The 15743-nt window shown below is 73.3% G+C and carries 18 protein-coding genes and 1 pseudogene; 7 read left to right on the forward strand and 12 right to left on the reverse strand.

Annotated features, from left to right (window positions below; all coding sequences use genetic code 11):
- Window positions 1-29 precede the first annotated feature (29 nt).
- Window positions 30-191: a thioredoxin domain-containing protein gene (locus OHA91_RS18725; RefSeq protein WP_158714873.1), complete on the reverse strand. Its 162-nt coding sequence runs from the start codon at window positions 189-191 to the stop codon at window positions 30-32.
- A gap of 116 nt (window positions 192-307) precedes the next feature.
- Between OHA91_RS18725 and OHA91_RS18730 the strand changes: the two genes are divergently transcribed.
- A complete protein-coding gene (locus tag OHA91_RS18730) occupies window positions 308-805 on the forward strand; it encodes a Uma2 family endonuclease (RefSeq protein WP_051893545.1) in 498 nt (165 codons plus the stop codon).
- Between the two features lie 64 nt (window positions 806-869).
- On the opposite strand, the gene OHA91_RS18735 is transcribed toward OHA91_RS18730, so the two are convergent.
- Window positions 870-1421, reverse strand: a complete 552-nt coding sequence (locus OHA91_RS18735; RefSeq protein WP_266499297.1) for a DUF4240 domain-containing protein — start codon at window positions 1419-1421, stop codon at window positions 870-872.
- 28 nt (window positions 1422-1449) lie between these two features.
- On the reverse strand, window positions 1450-2250 hold the full coding sequence (locus OHA91_RS18740) for an ATP-grasp domain-containing protein (RefSeq protein ID WP_031155841.1): 801 nt from the start codon (window positions 2248-2250) through the stop codon (window positions 1450-1452).
- A 32-nt stretch (window positions 2251-2282) separates the two neighbouring features.
- On the opposite strand from OHA91_RS18740, the gene OHA91_RS18745 reads away from it, so the two are divergent.
- Together OHA91_RS18745 and OHA91_RS18750 are read left to right on the forward strand one after the other, a co-directional pair.
- Window positions 2283-2786, forward strand: coding sequence for an LURP-one-related/scramblase family protein (locus OHA91_RS18745; protein WP_136230220.1), 504 nt, complete (start codon window positions 2283-2285; stop codon window positions 2784-2786).
- A gap of 120 nt (window positions 2787-2906) precedes the next feature.
- A complete protein-coding gene (locus OHA91_RS18750) occupies window positions 2907-3269 on the forward strand; it encodes a hypothetical protein (RefSeq protein WP_031155844.1) in 363 nt (120 codons plus the stop codon).
- A gap of 31 nt (window positions 3270-3300) precedes the next feature.
- Here the strand turns inward: OHA91_RS18750 and OHA91_RS18755 are convergent, their stop codons facing one another.
- A complete protein-coding gene (locus OHA91_RS18755) occupies window positions 3301-4080 on the reverse strand; it encodes a carbon-nitrogen family hydrolase (RefSeq protein WP_031155846.1) in 780 nt (259 codons plus the stop codon).
- A 163-nt stretch (window positions 4081-4243) separates the two neighbouring features.
- Here OHA91_RS18755 and OHA91_RS18760 point away from each other — a divergent pair, with 163 nt between their 5' ends.
- Window positions 4244-5074: a maleylpyruvate isomerase family mycothiol-dependent enzyme gene (locus tag OHA91_RS18760; protein WP_031155848.1), complete on the forward strand. Its 831-nt coding sequence runs from the start codon at window positions 4244-4246 to the stop codon at window positions 5072-5074.
- Between the two features lie 22 nt (window positions 5075-5096).
- Here the strand turns inward: OHA91_RS18760 and OHA91_RS18765 are convergent, their stop codons facing one another.
- From OHA91_RS18765 to OHA91_RS18775, 3 genes are read right to left on the reverse strand one after another with little or no spacing between them, the layout of a single operon-like run.
- On the reverse strand, window positions 5097-6083 hold the full coding sequence (locus OHA91_RS18765; RefSeq protein ID WP_031155850.1) for an AraC-like ligand-binding domain-containing protein: 987 nt from the start codon (window positions 6081-6083) through the stop codon (window positions 5097-5099).
- Between the two features lie 44 nt (window positions 6084-6127).
- Window positions 6128-7525, reverse strand: a complete 1398-nt coding sequence (locus tag OHA91_RS18770) for an MFS transporter (RefSeq protein WP_328741148.1) — start codon at window positions 7523-7525, stop codon at window positions 6128-6130.
- 53 nt (window positions 7526-7578) lie between these two features.
- On the reverse strand, window positions 7579-8229 hold the full coding sequence (locus OHA91_RS18775) for a GntR family transcriptional regulator (RefSeq protein WP_031155854.1): 651 nt from the start codon (window positions 8227-8229) through the stop codon (window positions 7579-7581).
- Between the two features lie 199 nt (window positions 8230-8428).
- Here OHA91_RS18775 and OHA91_RS18780 point away from each other — a divergent pair, with 199 nt between their 5' ends.
- Entirely contained in the window at window positions 8429-9628 is a 1200-nt protein-coding gene (locus OHA91_RS18780; protein ID WP_328739650.1) for a DUF418 domain-containing protein, read from the forward strand.
- Here the strand turns inward: OHA91_RS18780 and OHA91_RS18785 are convergent.
- The 4 genes and pseudogenes from OHA91_RS18785 to OHA91_RS18800 form a co-directional block, all read right to left on the reverse strand.
- Window positions 9600-9923 (reverse strand): hypothetical protein, encoded by a 324-nt coding sequence (locus OHA91_RS18785; protein ID WP_031155859.1) that lies wholly within the window; start codon window positions 9921-9923, stop codon window positions 9600-9602. The genes OHA91_RS18780 and OHA91_RS18785 overlap by 29 nt on opposite strands.
- 15 nt (window positions 9924-9938) lie before the next feature.
- A complete protein-coding gene (locus OHA91_RS18790) occupies window positions 9939-11816 on the reverse strand; it encodes a C1 family peptidase (RefSeq protein WP_266499311.1) in 1878 nt (625 codons plus the stop codon).
- A gap of 159 nt (window positions 11817-11975) precedes the next feature.
- Window positions 11976-12545 (reverse strand): annotated as a pseudogene (locus OHA91_RS18795) (TIGR04222 domain-containing membrane protein); the annotation flags it as partial.
- 109 nt (window positions 12546-12654) lie between these two features.
- Complete coding sequence (locus OHA91_RS18800; protein ID WP_051893549.1) at window positions 12655-12924, reverse strand: glutaredoxin domain-containing protein; 270 nt, start codon at window positions 12922-12924, stop codon at window positions 12655-12657.
- 105 nt (window positions 12925-13029) lie between these two features.
- On the opposite strand from OHA91_RS18800, the gene OHA91_RS18805 reads away from it, so the two are divergent.
- A complete protein-coding gene (locus tag OHA91_RS18805; protein ID WP_031155869.1) occupies window positions 13030-14235 on the forward strand; it encodes a DUF1266 domain-containing protein in 1206 nt (401 codons plus the stop codon).
- A gap of 74 nt (window positions 14236-14309) precedes the next feature.
- Window positions 14310-14726: a PPOX class F420-dependent oxidoreductase gene (locus OHA91_RS18810; RefSeq protein WP_031155871.1), complete on the forward strand. Its 417-nt coding sequence runs from the start codon at window positions 14310-14312 to the stop codon at window positions 14724-14726.
- A 159-nt stretch (window positions 14727-14885) separates the two neighbouring features.
- On the opposite strand, the gene OHA91_RS18815 is transcribed toward OHA91_RS18810, so the two are convergent.
- Complete coding sequence (locus OHA91_RS18815) at window positions 14886-15650, reverse strand: hypothetical protein (RefSeq protein ID WP_051893552.1); 765 nt, start codon at window positions 15648-15650, stop codon at window positions 14886-14888.
- Window positions 15651-15743 lie beyond the last annotated feature (93 nt).

The following is a 15743-nucleotide window of genomic DNA, read 5'->3' on the forward strand; positions in this document are numbered from 1 at the left end:
CGAAGAGTTCGGTGGCCCGTTGTCGATTTTCAAAAATCGAGGATCGTGATACGTCCCCGCAGGTCGGCGAGGGTCAGATCCTTCCCACCGGTGTTGAGCCAGCCCCCCTTGCCGATCAGCTCGGGAGCACGGACACGGGCACGCTTGCGGGGTGCGGGCGCAGGGGTGGGCGCCGGGGCAGCATCGTTCATCCTTCAAGCTTGCCATTCCTTCCCCACCACCCCCACGGGTGACCGCCCGCCGCCACACGGCCGCAACGAACGGGTGTGTGGAAGCCTGGCGACGGGCGGCGAAGGAGGCTTCCGGCATGACCACCGCGCACGACGGAGACCGCACTGAGATCGTCGAAGGGGTCATCACCAACGTGACGCCGAGTTGGGACCACGAGCGAGCGGCCAAACTCGTACGTCGCCAGATCGAGGCGAGGGTGGACGATCTCGGCTGCGTCGAAGGCTCTGGAAACCCGGATCTGCCCGGATCGGCCAACTGGTTCGTCCCGGACATCGCCGTAGTGCGCGAGGAACTCGCCCACCGCGGGGGTGCTCTGCTGCCCGATCAGACCCTGCTGATCGGGGAGATCACTTCCAAGTCCAGTGCCGAAACCGACCGGGTCGTGAAGCGCAGGCGATATGCCGAGTACGGTGCGCCGCTCTATCTCTTGGTCGACCGGATGGAGCGGTCCGTCACCCTGTTCGCCGAACCCGGGAGCCTGGGGTACACCAAGGCCGACGGGCCGCATCCGTTCGGGACTGCCGTGCGGCTGCCGGAGCCGTTCGGGATCGACCTCGACACCAGCGGGCTCTAGGCCGTCTCTTTCGGATCTTGTCGGTCGAGCGGGCGGCGCCCCGGCAAGATCCGGAAGAGACGGCCTAGCCGCCCGCTCCCACCTGGGCATCGAACAAGGCGCTCAGGCGCGGCAGCCGGGTCGCCAGTTCGGCCGCGTCGTCGAAGTCGAAGTCCCAGGAGGGGTCCAGGGGCGGGTAGCTGATCGTGAAGGATTCCGCCGGGAGCTCGCGGCCGGTGGCGCTCTCGTACGCGCTCCACGCGATCGAGAGGGCCTCCTCGTCCCACAGCTCCAGGCCCTCGGCCGCCGCCTCGCGGACCGCGGGGTGCTCCGCGAGGGAGTCCGGGTCGGCCAGGGCGGCGTCGAAGACGGCCCGGCCCTGGGTGAGGAGCCAGCCGCGGAAGTAGTCGAAGCCGTCGTCCGAGCAGCCGCCGTTGATCATGTAGGCCGCGGCCCAGAGCGGGCTGCGGTAGGACTCCGCGAGCAGGTCCCACAGAACCTGCTGGGCCGCGGCTATCTCCGCCTGCGGACGGGCCGCGAGCAGCTCCGCGGCCCGCTGCGCCACCACGTCGTCCGTGCCGGCCGTCGTCTCCGCGCGGGCCGTCTCGATCAACTGCCAGAACGTCTGCTTGTCCATGGGAAGAGCCTGGCACCCGGCACTGACATCAGCCGAGGAAGGAGTGGAGAGATCCCGTGAACGAGGTGACGAAGGCGTCCTGGACCGCCGCCGGGAGCAGGTCCAGGGAGAGGTACGGGTTGAGGTCCTCCAGCTCGACGAGGAGCAGTTCGCCGGAGGGCGCCCGGCAGGCGTCCACGCGCTGGATGCCGTGGGAGAGGGTGTTCCACTCGACGAAGGCGCGGGCGAAGGCCAGGTCCTCCCCGGTCGGTTCGTAGACGCTCAGCTCCCAGCGGCGGGCCGGATCCGGGGCGTGGAGCGCGTACTGGAAGGCGTCGTCGACGAAGTAGAAGGACACCTCGTACGCGAAGTCGATGCGCGGCTGGATCAGCACGGCCCCGGCCTCGCCTGCCGGTGTCGCGGTGAAGGTGAGGCCGATGGAGTCGGCGCCCTGCTTCGGCTTGACCACGTACTCGGGGACCTGCGGCAGCTCCGCGAGCCGGGCCGGGTCGTCGACGGTCGGGATGACCGGGTAGCCGGCGGCGGTGAGGTCGAGGAGGTACTGCTTCCCGGCCATGTCGGCGCGGCCGGTGAGGGGGTTGTAGACGGGCGTGCCGGCGGCGAGGGCGGCGGCGCGGAAGGCGTCGTACTCCTCCTGGTAGTGCAGGACCGGGCCGCTGTTGCGGACGATCACGGCGTCGAAGCCGGGCATCAGGGCGCGGGCGTCGGCGGGATGGCACAGGGCCAGATCGAAGTGCTCGCGCAGGCGCGAGGTGAGGAATATGTCCTCGTCGCAGTAGCGGCGGCCGCGTGCGGGGTACGCCAGGTCGGTCACGTAGAGGAGTGGCATGAGGGAAACCTATCGCGGGCACTGATCAGCGCATGAAATACCTCGTTCGGGACAAAATGCTGGCCATCGGGGACGACTACTGGATCGAGGACGAGGACGGGCGGCACGCCTTCCTCGTCGACGGGAAGGCCCTGCGGTTCCGGGACACCCTGGAGCTGAAGGATCCGGACGGCCGGATCCTGATCACCCTGCGGGAGAAGCTCTTCGGTTTCCGCGACGCGATGACCCTGGAGCGGGACGAGCAGCGGCTCGCGGTGATCCGCAGGAAGCGCTTCTCGCTGCTGCGCAACCACTTCCGGGTGACCCTGGTCGAGGGCACGGAGCTCGACGTGAGCGGGCGGATCCTGGACCGGGAGTTCAAGGTCGAGTACGACGGGGAGCTGCTCGCTCTGGTCTCCCGGCAGTGGTACCGGGTGCGGGAGACGTACGCGGTGGACGTGGTCCGGGAGGACGCGGACGCCGCGCTGCTGGTCGCGGTCGCCGTGTGCGTGATCCGGATGGCCGAGAAGGAGCGGGAGGACGCCCTCCCGGACTGAGCGGAACTGAGTACCCGGCCCACCGGAAGCTGAGCATCCGCGCCCATGCCGTGGCGGCGGGCCGGCGGCGAGGATCGGTACGTCCCCGGAGGGACCCTCGGCACCACGGAAGGAACCAGGGTGAACCCCAGCACCTACGCGGCCCTCTACGGGCCGTGGCAGCCCGCGAAGCCGGTCCGCAAGGAGCGGCCCGCCGTCGTCGTGCTCGCGGGCCTGCTGTGGGCGGTCACCGTCCTTTCGGTCTCCTGTGTGGGCGGCCTCGCCTGCATCGCGCTGCTCTGGACCGCCGCGGCCGGGGACGCCGCCGGCGGCATGCTCCTGCTGCTCCTCCTGATGCCGGCGGGAGCCGCCGGGATCACCGCCCTGGCCCGCACTTCCCGTCTCCGGGAGATGGCCGCGTCCACGCGGATGCTGCTCCTCGGCGCGGTGGCCTGCCCCGTTCCCACCGCCCTCGCGCTCTGGCTCTGGTTCCTCGCAGGCTGAGTCACAGGCTCACCAGCTCACCGGCTGAACGTCAGCGGCCCAGGCGGCGGTCCTTGAGCGCCGGGAACTGCGCGCGGGTGTCGGCGACCTTGGCCGGGTCCAGGTCCACCGTGAGGACCTCCTCGCCCGGGCCCGCCTCCGCCAGGACCTCGCCCCACGGGTCCACGACCAGGCTGTGCCCGGCCTGCTCCACTCCCGCGTGCGTGCCGGCCAGCCCGCACGCCAGGACGTACGACTGGTCCTCCACGGCGCGCGCCCGGCTCAGCAGGGTCCAGTGGGAGCGGCGGCGCGCGGGCCAGCCCGCGGCGACGATCATCGTGGTGGCCCCGGCGTCGACCAGGCCGCGGAACAGTTCCGGGAAGCGCAGGTCGTAGCAGGTGGCGATGCCGAGGGTCTGTTCCGGCAGCTCCACCGTGGTCAGGGAATCGCCGGCGGACATCAGGACCGCCTCGCCCTGGTCGAAGCCGAAGCGGTGGATCTTGCGGTAGGTGGCGGCCAGCTCGCCGGCCGGGGAGAGGACCAGCGCGGTGTTGTAGAGGGAGCCGTCGCCCGCGCGCTCCACGACCGAGCCCGCGTGCAGCCAGACCCCGGCGTCGCGTGCCGCCTTGGCCATGACCTCGTAGGTCGGCCCGTCCAGCGGCTCGGCCTCGGTCTCGAACTGCTCGTAGGCGAAGGCGCCGACCGTCCACAGCTCGGGCAGCACGACGAGATCGGACTCGTCCTGTTCCCGTACGAGATCGGCCACGCGGGCACGTCGGGAAGACACCGACTCGCCCTCGTTCACTGCGATTTGGATCAGCGAGGCGCGCACATTACCACCGTCCTGGCGTTCAAGCCGTCAACTCGGGCCTACGAATCGTCACACGAAAGCACTGCCGGGGTGCTCACAGGCAGCGTAGTTTTGGAAACTGAGTCCACTGCATCCGAAACGCGCCACTGAACGACGCCACTGAACAGCACCGCGAGGGGTCCCGTTGACCGTCCATCCGCATCCCAGTCTTCAGCCCTATGCCGACGCGTGGACGCACTCGATCGAGGCGATATCCGAGCTGGTCCTCCCCCTGGCGGAGGGCGAGTGGAACCGGGCGACGCCGTGCCCGGGCTGGTCGGTCCGTGACGTCGTCTCCCACATCATCGGCATCGAGTGCGAGCAGCTCGGGGACCCCCGGCCGATCCACACCGTGGCGCGGGACCTGCGGCACGTGGTGGACGAGTTCAGCCGGTACATGGAGGTGCAGGTCGACGTACGGCGCCACCACACCGCGCCGGAGATGACCTCGGAGCTGGAGTACACCGTCATCCGCCGCGCGCGGCAGCTGCGCAACGAGAAGCGGGACCCGGACACGATGGTGCGCGGTCCGCTGGGCGACCAGGTGACCCTGGAACAGGCCCTGCGGCTGCGGGCGTTCGACGTGTGGATCCACGAGCAGGACCTGCGGTGGGCGCTGGGGGCGCCGGGGAACTGGGACTCGCCGGGGGCGTACGTGGCGCGGGACATCCTGCTGGCCGGGCTGCCGAAGGTGGTGGCGAAGCGGGCGGGGGCCCCGGCGAACTCGGCGGTGGTGATCGACGTGCACGGACAGCTGGAGTTCATGCGGACGGTACGGGTGGACGCGGACGGCCGTGGCACGGTGGACAAGTCCCCCTCGCTCGGCCCGGCGGTGACGCTGACCCTGGACTGGGAGACGTACGTGCGGCTCGCGGCGGGCCGGGTGCGGGCGCGCACGGTCGCCGACCGGGTGAAGGTGGAGGGCGACGCACAGCTGGCGGAGGCCATCCTGACGCAGTTCTCCGTGACCCCGTAGGCCTGTCCGGGCGGCGGACCGCTCAGGCGGTGCGCAGCGGCACGGCCCGGGCGGCCGTGCGGCGGAATTCGGCCGGGCTGATCGCGTAGGCGGCGCGGAAGGCACGGCTGAAGGCGGGGGCGTTGGCGAAGCCCCAGCGGCCGGCGATGTCGTGGACCGGGCGGCCGGCGAGTTCGGGGCGGGCCAGGTCGGTGCGGCAGCGCTCCAGGCGGCGCCGCCGGACGGTGGCGGCGACGCTCTCGGGCTCGTCGCGGAAGAGCAGGTGCAGGCCGCGTACGGAGATGCCGTGCGCGGCGGCGACGAGGCCCGGGGTGAGCGCCGGGTCGGCGAGGTTGTGGTCGATGAAGGCGTCGATCCGCTCGCGCAGTGCGCGGGCGCGGGTCTCCGCGGGCAGTTCCGCGTAGCTGTCGACGTGTTGCGCGAGGCAGGCCGCGGCGAGGTCGGCGACCACGCCGCCGAGTCGGCGCAGCTCCTGCGGCCCGCATTCGGAGCCGTGTGCTCCGAGCGAGGTGAGGAACCCGGCCAGGACGGCCGCCATGCCGCTGTCGGCGGCGATGCGCCGGCCGAGCAGCCGGTCGGCGCGGCCGGACCGCAGCGGCAGCGCGGTCCTCGGGAGCTGGACGACCAGCGCGTTGAGGGTGCCGTCGCCGGGGCGGCAGTCGGCCTCGAAGGGGTGCGAGGTGTCCCAGAGGATCATGTCGCCGGGGGAGAGCTCCGCGTCGCTGCGGCACTGGGACATCCACATGCGGCCGCGGGTGAGCAGGGCCAGGTGGTACTGCTCGGGGTCGCCGCGCCGGATGAGCGCGGGCGTGCGCCGGGACCGCACCCGGGAGTAGTCGAAGGACGAGACCTGTGCGGTGCCGAGGTCCAGTACCGCCGCGGCCGCCTGGAAGTCGGCGGAGCGTTCGCTGCTGAGGGCCGTCGGCATCAGGGAGTTGGCGATGATGTCGGTGAACCACTCGAACCGCTCCACCGCCGGCACGGCGGCGGCGGAGATCCTCGTCCACATTCCGGCAAACCCCCTCCCCGGCGCCGCTCCGGGCGGGCGGCGGCCTACGGCGTCTCGCGCCCTGCTGTTTCCGGCAGGGGACACGCGGTGGACCGCGGCCGCGGTTCCGCCTCCGGCCCGGGCTCCTGCACCGTCGTCGGTGGCGTCGTCGGTGCGGTCGCCTGCGCGGGGACGGTGACGCGGCCGCGGGCCGCTTCGCGGGACAGCGCGCGCCGGCGCAGGCGCAGGATCCGGGTGACGCCGAGCGCTTCGAGCACGAAGACCGTGGAGAAGGCGATGCGGTAGTCGCCGCCGGTGGCGTCCAGCAGGACGCCCACCGTCAGCAGGGTCGTCATCGAGGCGATGAAGCCGCCCATGTTGGTGATCCCGGAGGCGGTTCCCTGGCGCTCGGCCGGGTTGGCCGGGCGGGCGAAGTCGAAGCCGATCATCGACGCCGGGCCGCAGCCGCCCAGCACCAGGCACAGGGTGATCAGCAGCCACATCGGCGCGTGCCCGCCCGGGTACGCGAGGACCGCCCCCCACAGCAGGGCCGTCAGGCCCACCGTGCCCAGGGCCAGCGGTATCCGCGAGGACTGGCGGCGGCCGATGATCTGGCCGTAGACCAGCCCGAGCGCCATGTTCGAGGCGACGACCAGCGTCAGCAGCCCGCCCGCGGTGCTCCGCGTCAGCCCCTGCGCCTCGATCAGGAAGGGCATGCCCCACAGCAGCAGGAACACCATCGCGGGGAACTGCGTGGTGAAGTGCACCCACAGGCCGAGCCGGGTGCCCGGTTCGCTCCAGGACTCCTTGATCTGGCGGCGCACGAAGCCCGCGCCGCCCGTGCGCGCCGCCGGCGTCGGCTCGTGCCCCTCCGGGTGGTCGCGCAGGAACAGCACCAGCGGCACCAGGACCACCAGCCCGGCCGCCGCGCTGCCGGCGAAGGCCGCGGTCCAGCCGACCCCGTGCAGCACGGGCGCGAGCACGAGCGTGGAGACGAGGTTGCCCGCCATGCCGACCAGCCCGGCCAGCTGCGCCATCAGCGGCCCGCGCCGGGCCGGGAACCAGCGGGTGCCGAGCCGCAGCACGGAGATGAAGGTCATCGCGTCGCCGCAGCCCAGCAGTGCCCGGGCGGCGAGTGCGGTCTCGTACGAGGGGGCGAGCGCGAAGCCGAGCTGCCCCGCGGTGAAGAGCACCGCGCCCAGGGTCAGCACCTTCTTGGTGCCGAGCCGGTCCACCATCAGGCCGACGGGGACCTGCATGCCCGCGTAGACGAGGAGCTGGAGCAGCGAAAAGGTGGACAGGGCCGAGGCATTGACGTGGAAGCGGTCCGCCGCTTCCAGACCGGCCACGCCCAGGCTGGTACGGAAGATCACCGCCACGAAGTAGACGGCGACGCCGATGCACCAGACGGCGACGGCCTTCCCGCCGCCCGGCGGGTCCTCGGGCCCGGCGCCCCGGGGCACCGCGGCCGCCGAGGCCGCCGAGGCCCGGCTCGTCCGGCTCCTCCGGCCGGCACTCACAGGCCCGGCCCCCGCACCAGCGACTCGACCCGGCCGATGTGCCCGCGCACCGCCGCGGCGGCCGCCCCGGCGTCCCCGGCCCGCAGCGCGTCCAGGATCTCGGCGTGCTCGGCCAGCGTCCGCTCCAGCCGGTCGGGGTGGGCGTGCAGCAGGGCCACGCCCATCCGCAGCTGCCGGTCGCGGAGTTGGTCGTAGAGCCGGCACAGGATCTGGTTCCCGGCGCTGCGCACGATCTCGGCGTGGAAGCCCCGGTCCGCCGCCATCATCGCGGCGAGGTCCCCCGCTGCGGCGTGCCGGCGCTGTTCGCCGAGCAGCGCTTCGAGCCGGTCCAGCAGGCCGGGTGGCGCCGGCACGGCCCTGCGTACGGTGAACTCCTCGACCAGCAGCCGGGTTTCGAGGACGTCGTTGATCTCCTGCGCGGAGACCGGCAGGACCAGCGCGCCCTTCTTCGGGTACAGCTTCAGCAGCCCCTCGGTCTCCAGGCGCAGCAGGGCCTCGCGGACCGGGGTCCGGGACACCCCGACCGCCTCGGCGAGTTCGCCCTCGGTGAGGAGGGTGCCGCCTTCGTAGCGCCGGTCGAGCACACCGTGCTTGACGTGCTGGTAGACGCGTTCGGCGGCGGTCGCGGTGCTGGTGGCGGCTGGCATGCGCACAGCATAGATACAACAGAGGTGCAACCTGCGGCCCCGTCCGGGATGTGGACCCGCGGCAGGACATCGGCCCCTGGCAGGAGGCGGACCCCGGCCTCCTGCGACCTCGACCGCCGCCCACCTGCACCGAAGGATGTACGCCGCCTTCGTCCACCCGCAGGACGAACCCGGCCCCCCGCGCCGGGAGCCTGGAGTCATGGCCGACACCCTCGCCCCGGTGGTCCGCACGACCACCCGGCTCCCCCTGCTGGACGTCCTGCGCGGCGCCGCCGTCCTCGGCACGCTCATGACCAACGTCTGGATCTTCGCCTCCCCCGGCTCGGAGTGGAGCGTGCTCCAGGGCGGTCTGGGGGCGCCCGACCCGATCGCGGACCCGTCGGCGGCGAACATCGCCGAAACCGTCTTCCGCTTCCTCGCGGACGGCAAGTTCCTGGCCCTGCTCACGGTCCTGTTCGGGGTGGGCCTGGCCATCCAGTTCGACTCCGCCGCCCGCCGCGGTGAACCGTGGCCCGGCCGCTATCCGAAGCGCGCCGCCTTCCTCTTCGTCGAGGGCACCGTCCACTTCGTCCTCGTCTTCGCCTGGGACGTGCTGATGGGGTACGCCGTGACCGCGCTGCTCGTCGCCTGGCTGCTGGCCCGCTCGGAGAGGGTCCGGCGCGTGGCCATGTGGACGGCCGGCGGCGTGCACCTGGCGCTGGTCGCGCTGGTGACCCTGGCCTTGATGAGCGCGTCGGACACCTCGCCGGAGGGACCGGACGGGCCCGACCCGGCCGCCGTCGAGCTGTACGCCCACGGCGGCTACGGCGCCCAGATCGCCTTCCGCCTGCAGAACACCGGGGCGCTGCGCATCGAGCCCGTCTTCTCCTTCGGGCTGCTGGTGTTCCTCTTCCTCCTCGGCGTACGGCTCCACCGCGCGGGCGCGTTCACCGCCACCGCCGAAGGCCGCCGCATCCGCAACCGGCTGGCCGCCTGGGGGCTGGGCCTCGGGCTGCCGCTGAACGCCGCGGCCACCCTCGGCGGCGAGGACTTCTTCGTCCTGGGACGCTACGGAGCGGCGCCGCTGCTCGCCCTCGGCTACATCGGCCTGATCGGCATCGCCCTGGACCGGCTGTGGATCCCCCGGGCCGCGACCCGCGCCCTCGGCTCCGTCGGCAGGACCGCCCTGTCCTGCTACGTCGCCCAGAACCTGTTGTGCATGCTGCTCTGCTACGGCATCGGGCTCGGTCTGGCCGACCGGCCGGCCGGCAGCGGCCCCTGGTGGGTGATGGGCCTGTGGGCGGGCGTGAGCCTGGTCCTGGCCGCCGGGTCGTGGCTGTGGCTGCGCCGCTTCGACCGCGGCCCGCTGGAGGCCCTGCAGCACGCGGTGCTCAGTCCGCGCCGCCGCTCCCCGGCGTGACCTCCACGTCCAGCACGAACTCGTCGTACGGGTCCTCGTCCGGGTAGGGCGGCCGGACCTGTGCGAAGCGGATCCTGGCCCGGCCCCCGCCCGGGGGCCGGGCCCTGACGACGTAGCTCAGCTCCACCGCCGCCCCGGGCTGCGCGGCGCGCGCGACGGTCGGCCCCGGCGCCACCGCCACCACGTCCGCGTCCCCCGTGACCTGCCAGGTCCACACGTACCCGCGCGCCCCTCGCCCGGTGAGCCGCAGCTCGTACGGCTCACCGGGGCTCAGCACGACACTGCGTACCTCCACGCCCGCACGGTCCTCTCAGACGGGGCCGATCACCGGCCCTTCGTGCCAGCCCGCGCCGTCGCGCCACCAGTGCTGGAGGCGGCGGTCGGTGCGCAGGACGACGACTTCCAGGTTGAACCCGAAGCTGCCCTGGAGCATCCCGGTGACCGAGGCGACGTCGTGGCCGAAGACCGCGCTGCGCCGCCAGGGGGAGCCGCCCGCGTTGCCGCGCCACCAGTGCTCCACCTGCCCGCCGGCCACGGCCACGCACAGCTCGTAGTTTCCGGCGGTGTCCTCGTCGGCGGCCCCGTACTGGCCCTCGATCAGGCACGGGGCGGACGTGGCCGGCGTACCGCTGCCGAAGACCTCCCCGGCCCGCCAGGCGAAGCCGTTGGGGTCGTCGCGCCACCACAGCTGCATCCGGCCGTCGGTGCGGGCGGCGACCAGGTCGAGGTGGCGGGAGCGGGTCTGGACGAGCGCCGGGCCGTAGTGGGCGATGCCGGAGGCGAAGCGGCCGCCGTCGTTCCACGTCCAGGGGGCGCCGTTGATCCGCCACCAGTGGTTCAGGCGGCCGTCGGCGGTGCGGACGACCACCTCGAAGTTGCCGGGCTTGCCGTAGTCGCTCTGGATGAACGCCGGGGTGGATCCGACGGCCGCGTCCCCCGGGCCGAAGACGCCGCCGTCGCGCCACACCGCCGCGGACTGCTCGTAGTACCAGTGGCGCAGCCGGCCGCCCGTGGTCACGTGCAGGGACTCCATGTTGCGGTTGTAGGTGGTCCCGGTGAAGGCCGGCTGGCCGGAGGCGTCGCCGGCGAAGGCGCCCGCGCGGGCCCAGGCGAAGGGCGCGTCGCCCTCGCGCCACCAGTGCTGGAGGCGGGCGCCCGTGGTGGTCGCCAGGAGCTCGAAGTTGCGGTGGGCGCGGCCGTTGCCGCTCTCGTAGACGTTGCCGGTGTGCAGGCGGCGCTTGGTCCACGGGTCGGGGTTGGTGCCGCGCAGCCCGCACTTGGCCCAGTAGTCGATGTTGACCTCGCCGTAGGCGATCCGGCCGTAGCCGCCGACGTGGTAGCCGGTGCCCCAGGAGTTTTTGAACAGCCAGCAGCCCGCCGCGTCGTCATAGCCGACGACCAGCACGCAGTGGCCGCCCGCGAGACGGTCGCTCGTGCGGTGGTAGACCCCGGAGCCGAGGCCGAAGAAGTCGTCGTAGACGTCGAAGCAGGCGGTCAGCGGGCCGACGGTGTCCAGCCACACCTTCTGCTGTTCGACGTCGCCGAGCCGGACGTAGTCGGAGATCCGGACGGTCCGGCCGGACCGGTCCCAGCTGGGCGTGTACTCGGCGCGCCAGGCGTCGCGACGGGCGGCCGGCAGACCGGCCGGCGGGGTGCTGTACGGCCAGCACTCCGGGTCGGCGAGACCGCCGTTGGCCTTGATCCAGTCGAGGGCGGTCTCCGGGTTGCTGCCCTGGCCGCAGCTGAAGCGCAGGCCGTCGTGGACGTCCCCCTCGGAACGCTCGGCCCACACGTCGTGCTCGATGCGGGCCATGGACTCCACCAGGCCGGCGGCGCCGAAGGCCCAGCAGGAGCCGCACGGGTTCTGGTCCTTGACCTTGGTGATCCAGGGCCAGCCCCAGCGGTTGCGCCAGTCCACGGCGGCCGGCCGGGCCCCGACGACCGGCTCCCGCCCGGCCGCCCCGGCCAGCAGCCCGTGCGCGGCCCGGCGCCGGGTCAGGTGCGGGTTGCCGCTGGCGTGCCCGACGATCCCCCGCAGGTCGATCGTGCCCACGTCCTCGGCGGGTGTGAGGTTCGCCCCGGGCTCCAGACCGAGCGAGGGCCGCGGTACCGGCTCCTCGTCGGCCAGGTGCTCCAGGACCGACCAGCGCGCCCCCCGCGCGATCAGCTGCGCACGCAGCTCCCCCACCGATTGAACAGACTCCTGCGGCATGGCGGCCCCCCAGCTGCAACCGTTCGGATCCGAGATCCGGGGAGCGTCCCTCCGCCGCCGGAGCCCGTCAAGGGGGTCCGCACGGTCGCGCGGTGGCACGAGGGGGGCGTGCCGACGGGCCCGGTCCGACCCGCCTCAGTCCGAGCCGCCACCGCCGCCTCCACCGCCGCACGAGCCGCCGTCGTGGCCGTGGCCGTGGCTGTGCCCGTGCTCGGCGCGGTCGAGTGCCCTCCCCATCCGGACGAGGTGCCGGCCGAGCCCGGACGGCAGGGGGCCCGCCTCCTGGACGACGCGCCGCAGCATGCGGTCGGCCACCGCCGGCGGGCCGTCGAAGACGTACGCGGGCCAGGCACCCTCCGCGCGGGCCTCCGCGACCCGGCGCCGCCCGGCCGCGGTGGGGCGGGAGCGTACGCGTCCCAACAGCCCGGCGGCGCGCAGCCGGTCCCGGATCCCTGCCACCTCCGGCCCGCCGGCCACGGCCGCGAGCACCGCCGCCACACTCTTGCCGCGCGGGCAGCACCCGGTCAGGGCCCGCTCGACGGGATGCGCGCCGTCCGCGGGCCGTTCGGCCCGCACGCGCGGCCCGACCACGCCGACCAGGCCGCGCTCCCGCAGCCGGAGCAGGGCCACTTCGGCCACCCGCCGCGGCCCGGCGGCGAGATACGCCACCTCGTACACGTCCAGCACCATCGCCTGCCCCCGCCCCCGCCGTTCCCGCCCGCCGTGGAGGGGTGATGTCCGCGCGGGCCCCGCCCAACCGCGCGGGCGCCGGGTTCAGAGCAACGTCTGAGGTTGCGCCCGCTGTTCGGGCGGGTCACCCGTCGGCGAGGGCTTGCCTGACCTGTGCCAGGGACGGGTTCACCATCGGCGGGTGGTCGCCGACGACCACCGTCGGGACCGTCTCGTTGCCGTCGGCCACCCCGCGGACGAAGGCCGCCGCGTCCGGGTCCCGCCAGATGTTGACCTTCCGGTACGGGATCCGCGCCGCCCGGAGCTGCGTACGGAGCTTGATGCAGAAGACGCATCCGGGCCGCCAGTACACGGTGACGGCGCCGCCGGACCCCCTGGAAGCGAACCGCGCCATGTCCCCACCCCTTCGACCGACTTGCCACCTGCCCGGGAGGACGGTATCCGCGGGAAGGCGGAATGGGCCGACTTGCCCGCGGAGGGGTCCGTATAGGGTCCCCGTATGGGCACCTGGATAGCGCCGAGCGTCATCGAGAGAGAGCTGTACGAGGCCAAGAACGCGGGCGACTGGGCCGCGTACTTCGACGTGCTCGCCCGCGCCCAGCTCTACCTGGTGCAGCCCCGCGTGCAGTCGGACGCCCACCCCGACTCGATCTTCTTCCACCCCACCCCGGACCGGATGCTCGTCGTCCACACCGCCGGCATGCTGCCCGCGCCCACCCCCGAGACGGTCTTCGAGTCCCGGAGCCTGGGGTGGTTCTCCAAGGTGTGGGCCCCCGACGATCCCGCCTTCCTCGCCGTGAACCCGGGCTCGCCCGCCGAGGCGTACCTCACCACCACCCCCGCCGACCTGGCCCGCTGGCGCGCCCACGCGGACGCCGCGCCCGGCTACGGCCTACCCGAGCTCAAGGTCCACGCCCTGTTCAGCGGCGGCCCTCTGCACGGGGACATCGCGCACGGCCTCGCCGTCGGCGGGCATCTCGCCGTCAGCAACGGCGAGTTCTGGAACGCGCTCGCCTACCACGGCAGCGGCTACCAGCACGAGCGCCGCCGCGTCGCGAAGAGCTGGGGCATCACCGACCGGGCCGACTGGCTCGCCACGCTCGAACAGCTGCTGAGCACCACGGTGGTCAGCCCCGTCTGGGAGTTCGCGCTCCGCGTCCGCCGCGTCCTCGCCTCCGACTTCGCCGGACCCGTGGACGTCGAGCACTGGCGGCACGCCGCCGAGGCGAGCATGCGCCGCAACGCCGAACGCTCCGCCGAGCCGCAGCTCACCCCCGACGGGGTCACCGTCGCCCGGCCGCGCCCGACCGCCGAGGTCGAGGGGGAGATAGCCGGCGTCAAGCGGCTCATAGGCCGGATAGCCCGCTACGAACAGCGCTTCCGGGCCGACGGGCTGCTGCCCGAGGACGGCTGGGTCCGCTCCGTCGAGGCCTGGGACCTGGGCCGCGCCTCCCAGATGGCCCGCTGGGGCATCGGCTGCCGCTACGGCACCCTGCACGAGGCCGAGAAGGCCGTACTGCGCGCCGGGGAGGCGGCCCGCCAGACGTACCGCTCGTGGGAGGAGTTCTCCGCCGGGTACGTCCTCGGCCGGTGCCTGCACTTCGACGAGGAGGAGTTCGGCACCTGGTACACCGGCGCCCTCGCCGCCCACGTCACGCTGACCACCGACCCCGCCAGCCCCTGGCGCAACATCCCCTGGAAGTGACCGACCTCGGGTAGTCGGCGGCCCGGCCGGAATCCGCCCGCGTCCCGCACCGCCCCGCAACTAGCCTCTGTTCCATGACTGTTGAGCTGAACGAAACGGTGCGCGGGCTGCTCGACGCACCGCACCCCGCCGTGCTGTCGACCATCAACCCCGACGGGAGCCCGCAGAGTTCCGTGATCTGGGTGACCCGCGACGGCGACGACCTGCTGATCTCCACCGAGCAGGGCCGCCGCAAGGAGCGCAACATCGTCCGCGACGGCCGGGTCGGCCTGACCGTCTTCGACCTGGCCAACCCCTTCCTCTACGCCGAGATCCGCGGCACGGCCACCGTCACCGAGGACGTCGGCCGCGCGGTGGCCGTCCGCATCGCCGAGGAGTACATGGGCCCGGGCGCCGGCAAGGAGTACCAGGACGCCCCGCCCGAGGACGTCCGCGTCGTCGTCCGCATCACCCCGTCCAAGGTCCTCGGCAACGCCGCCCGCCAGGGCTGAGACGGCCCCGGAACGGCCCGGAGCCCCGCTCCCCGCGGTGTGCGGGACCGGGGCCTCGGTCGCCGTCAGGTTGAGCACCGCGCCACGGCGCCCGCAGGACCGCGATCCCCGAAATTGCGATCATCATCCTGGGTCCGGGGGATGCTGTCACCCCCCGGCCTAGGGCAGCAGGGCTCTGACCTGCGTCCACGCGTCGACCGAGGTCGCCACCGGGGCGTCGTCCGGGAGGTGGGGGCGGACCGCCGTCAGCCATGCGATCAGGTTCTTGATGCGGCGCAGGTGGCGGATGCGGTGGTGCGGGAGGTCGCGCCAGACGCGGCCCTGCGCGGCCGCCTGGTCCGGGGTCAGGTCGATCAGTGCGAGCAGGTCCCGGCACAGGGCCACCGGGTCGCCGCCGCGGTCCGGCCCGAACTGCTGGATCAAGTAGCTCCGTACGAAGGCCAGTTCGGGCGCCCCGACCAGATCCGGTGTGCCTTCGGCTGCCGCGCAGCGGTGGGTGGCGGCCAGCGCCACCCGGCCCCAGCGCAGCCGGATCCCGTCCGGCAGCCGGTCGTCGCGCATCCGCACGCCGGCCAGGACGCGCAGGGTCCGCGGGTGGGGTTCGTCCCCCAGCGGCGGGTCGGTGGCCAGCCAGGCCTCCAGGTCCTCCAGTGAGTGCCCGTCGGGCGGCACCGAGGTCAGCACCTGTCCCCGGGAGAGCAGCGCGACCATGGCGCCGCTGAAGTGGACCTTCGCGGTGTGCCCGGCGCCGAAGGAGCCGACGGGCCGTCCGTACCGCTCGATGTGGCGCAGGCCCATGCGCGACTCGCCCACGGCGTAGACCTGCCCGGCGCGGGCCACCCCGCCGATGCAGCGGACCACGCACACGCCACCCGTGACGTCGGCCTCCTCGACGGAGTAGACCTGCAGTTCGGCGATGGACACCCCGGCCCCCTTCCCCGGGCGGCAGGTTACCTCCCGGGGGAAGGCTCAGGCTGCGGCTCGTGCCGGTCGCCGTGGCCCGCCGGCGCCCGCCGC

This window comes from Streptomyces erythrochromogenes, assembly GCF_036170895.1.
In the GTDB taxonomy this organism is placed as follows: Bacteria; Actinomycetota; Actinomycetes; order Streptomycetales; family Streptomycetaceae; genus Streptomyces; species Streptomyces erythrochromogenes.

Coding starts and splice junctions, on each gene's coding strand:
- OHA91_RS18740 (WP_031155841.1), bottom strand. CDS start 2,250: ATGCCACTCCTCTACGTGACCGACCTGGCGTACCCCGCACGCGGCCGC.
- OHA91_RS18775 (WP_031155854.1), bottom strand. CDS start 8,229: ATGCCAGCCGCCACCAGCACCGCGACCGCCGCCGAACGCGTCTACCAG.
- OHA91_RS18730 (WP_051893545.1), top strand. CDS start 308: ATGACCACCGCGCACGACGGAGACCGCACTGAGATCGTCGAAGGGGTC.
- OHA91_RS18800 (WP_051893549.1), bottom strand. CDS start 12,924: ATGGCGCGGTTCGCTTCCAGGGGGTCCGGCGGCGCCGTCACCGTGTAC.
- OHA91_RS18725 (WP_158714873.1), bottom strand. CDS start 191: ATGAACGATGCTGCCCCGGCGCCCACCCCTGCGCCCGCACCCCGCAAG.
- OHA91_RS18745 (WP_136230220.1), top strand. CDS start 2,283: ATGAAATACCTCGTTCGGGACAAAATGCTGGCCATCGGGGACGACTAC.
- OHA91_RS18780 (WP_328739650.1), top strand. CDS start 8,429: ATGGCCGACACCCTCGCCCCGGTGGTCCGCACGACCACCCGGCTCCCC.
- OHA91_RS18735 (WP_266499297.1), bottom strand. CDS start 1,421: ATGGACAAGCAGACGTTCTGGCAGTTGATCGAGACGGCCCGCGCGGAG.
- OHA91_RS18810 (WP_031155871.1), top strand. CDS start 14,310: ATGACTGTTGAGCTGAACGAAACGGTGCGCGGGCTGCTCGACGCACCG.
- OHA91_RS18765 (WP_031155850.1), bottom strand. CDS start 6,083: ATGTGGACGAGGATCTCCGCCGCCGCCGTGCCGGCGGTGGAGCGGTTC.
- OHA91_RS18805 (WP_031155869.1), top strand. CDS start 13,030: ATGGGCACCTGGATAGCGCCGAGCGTCATCGAGAGAGAGCTGTACGAG.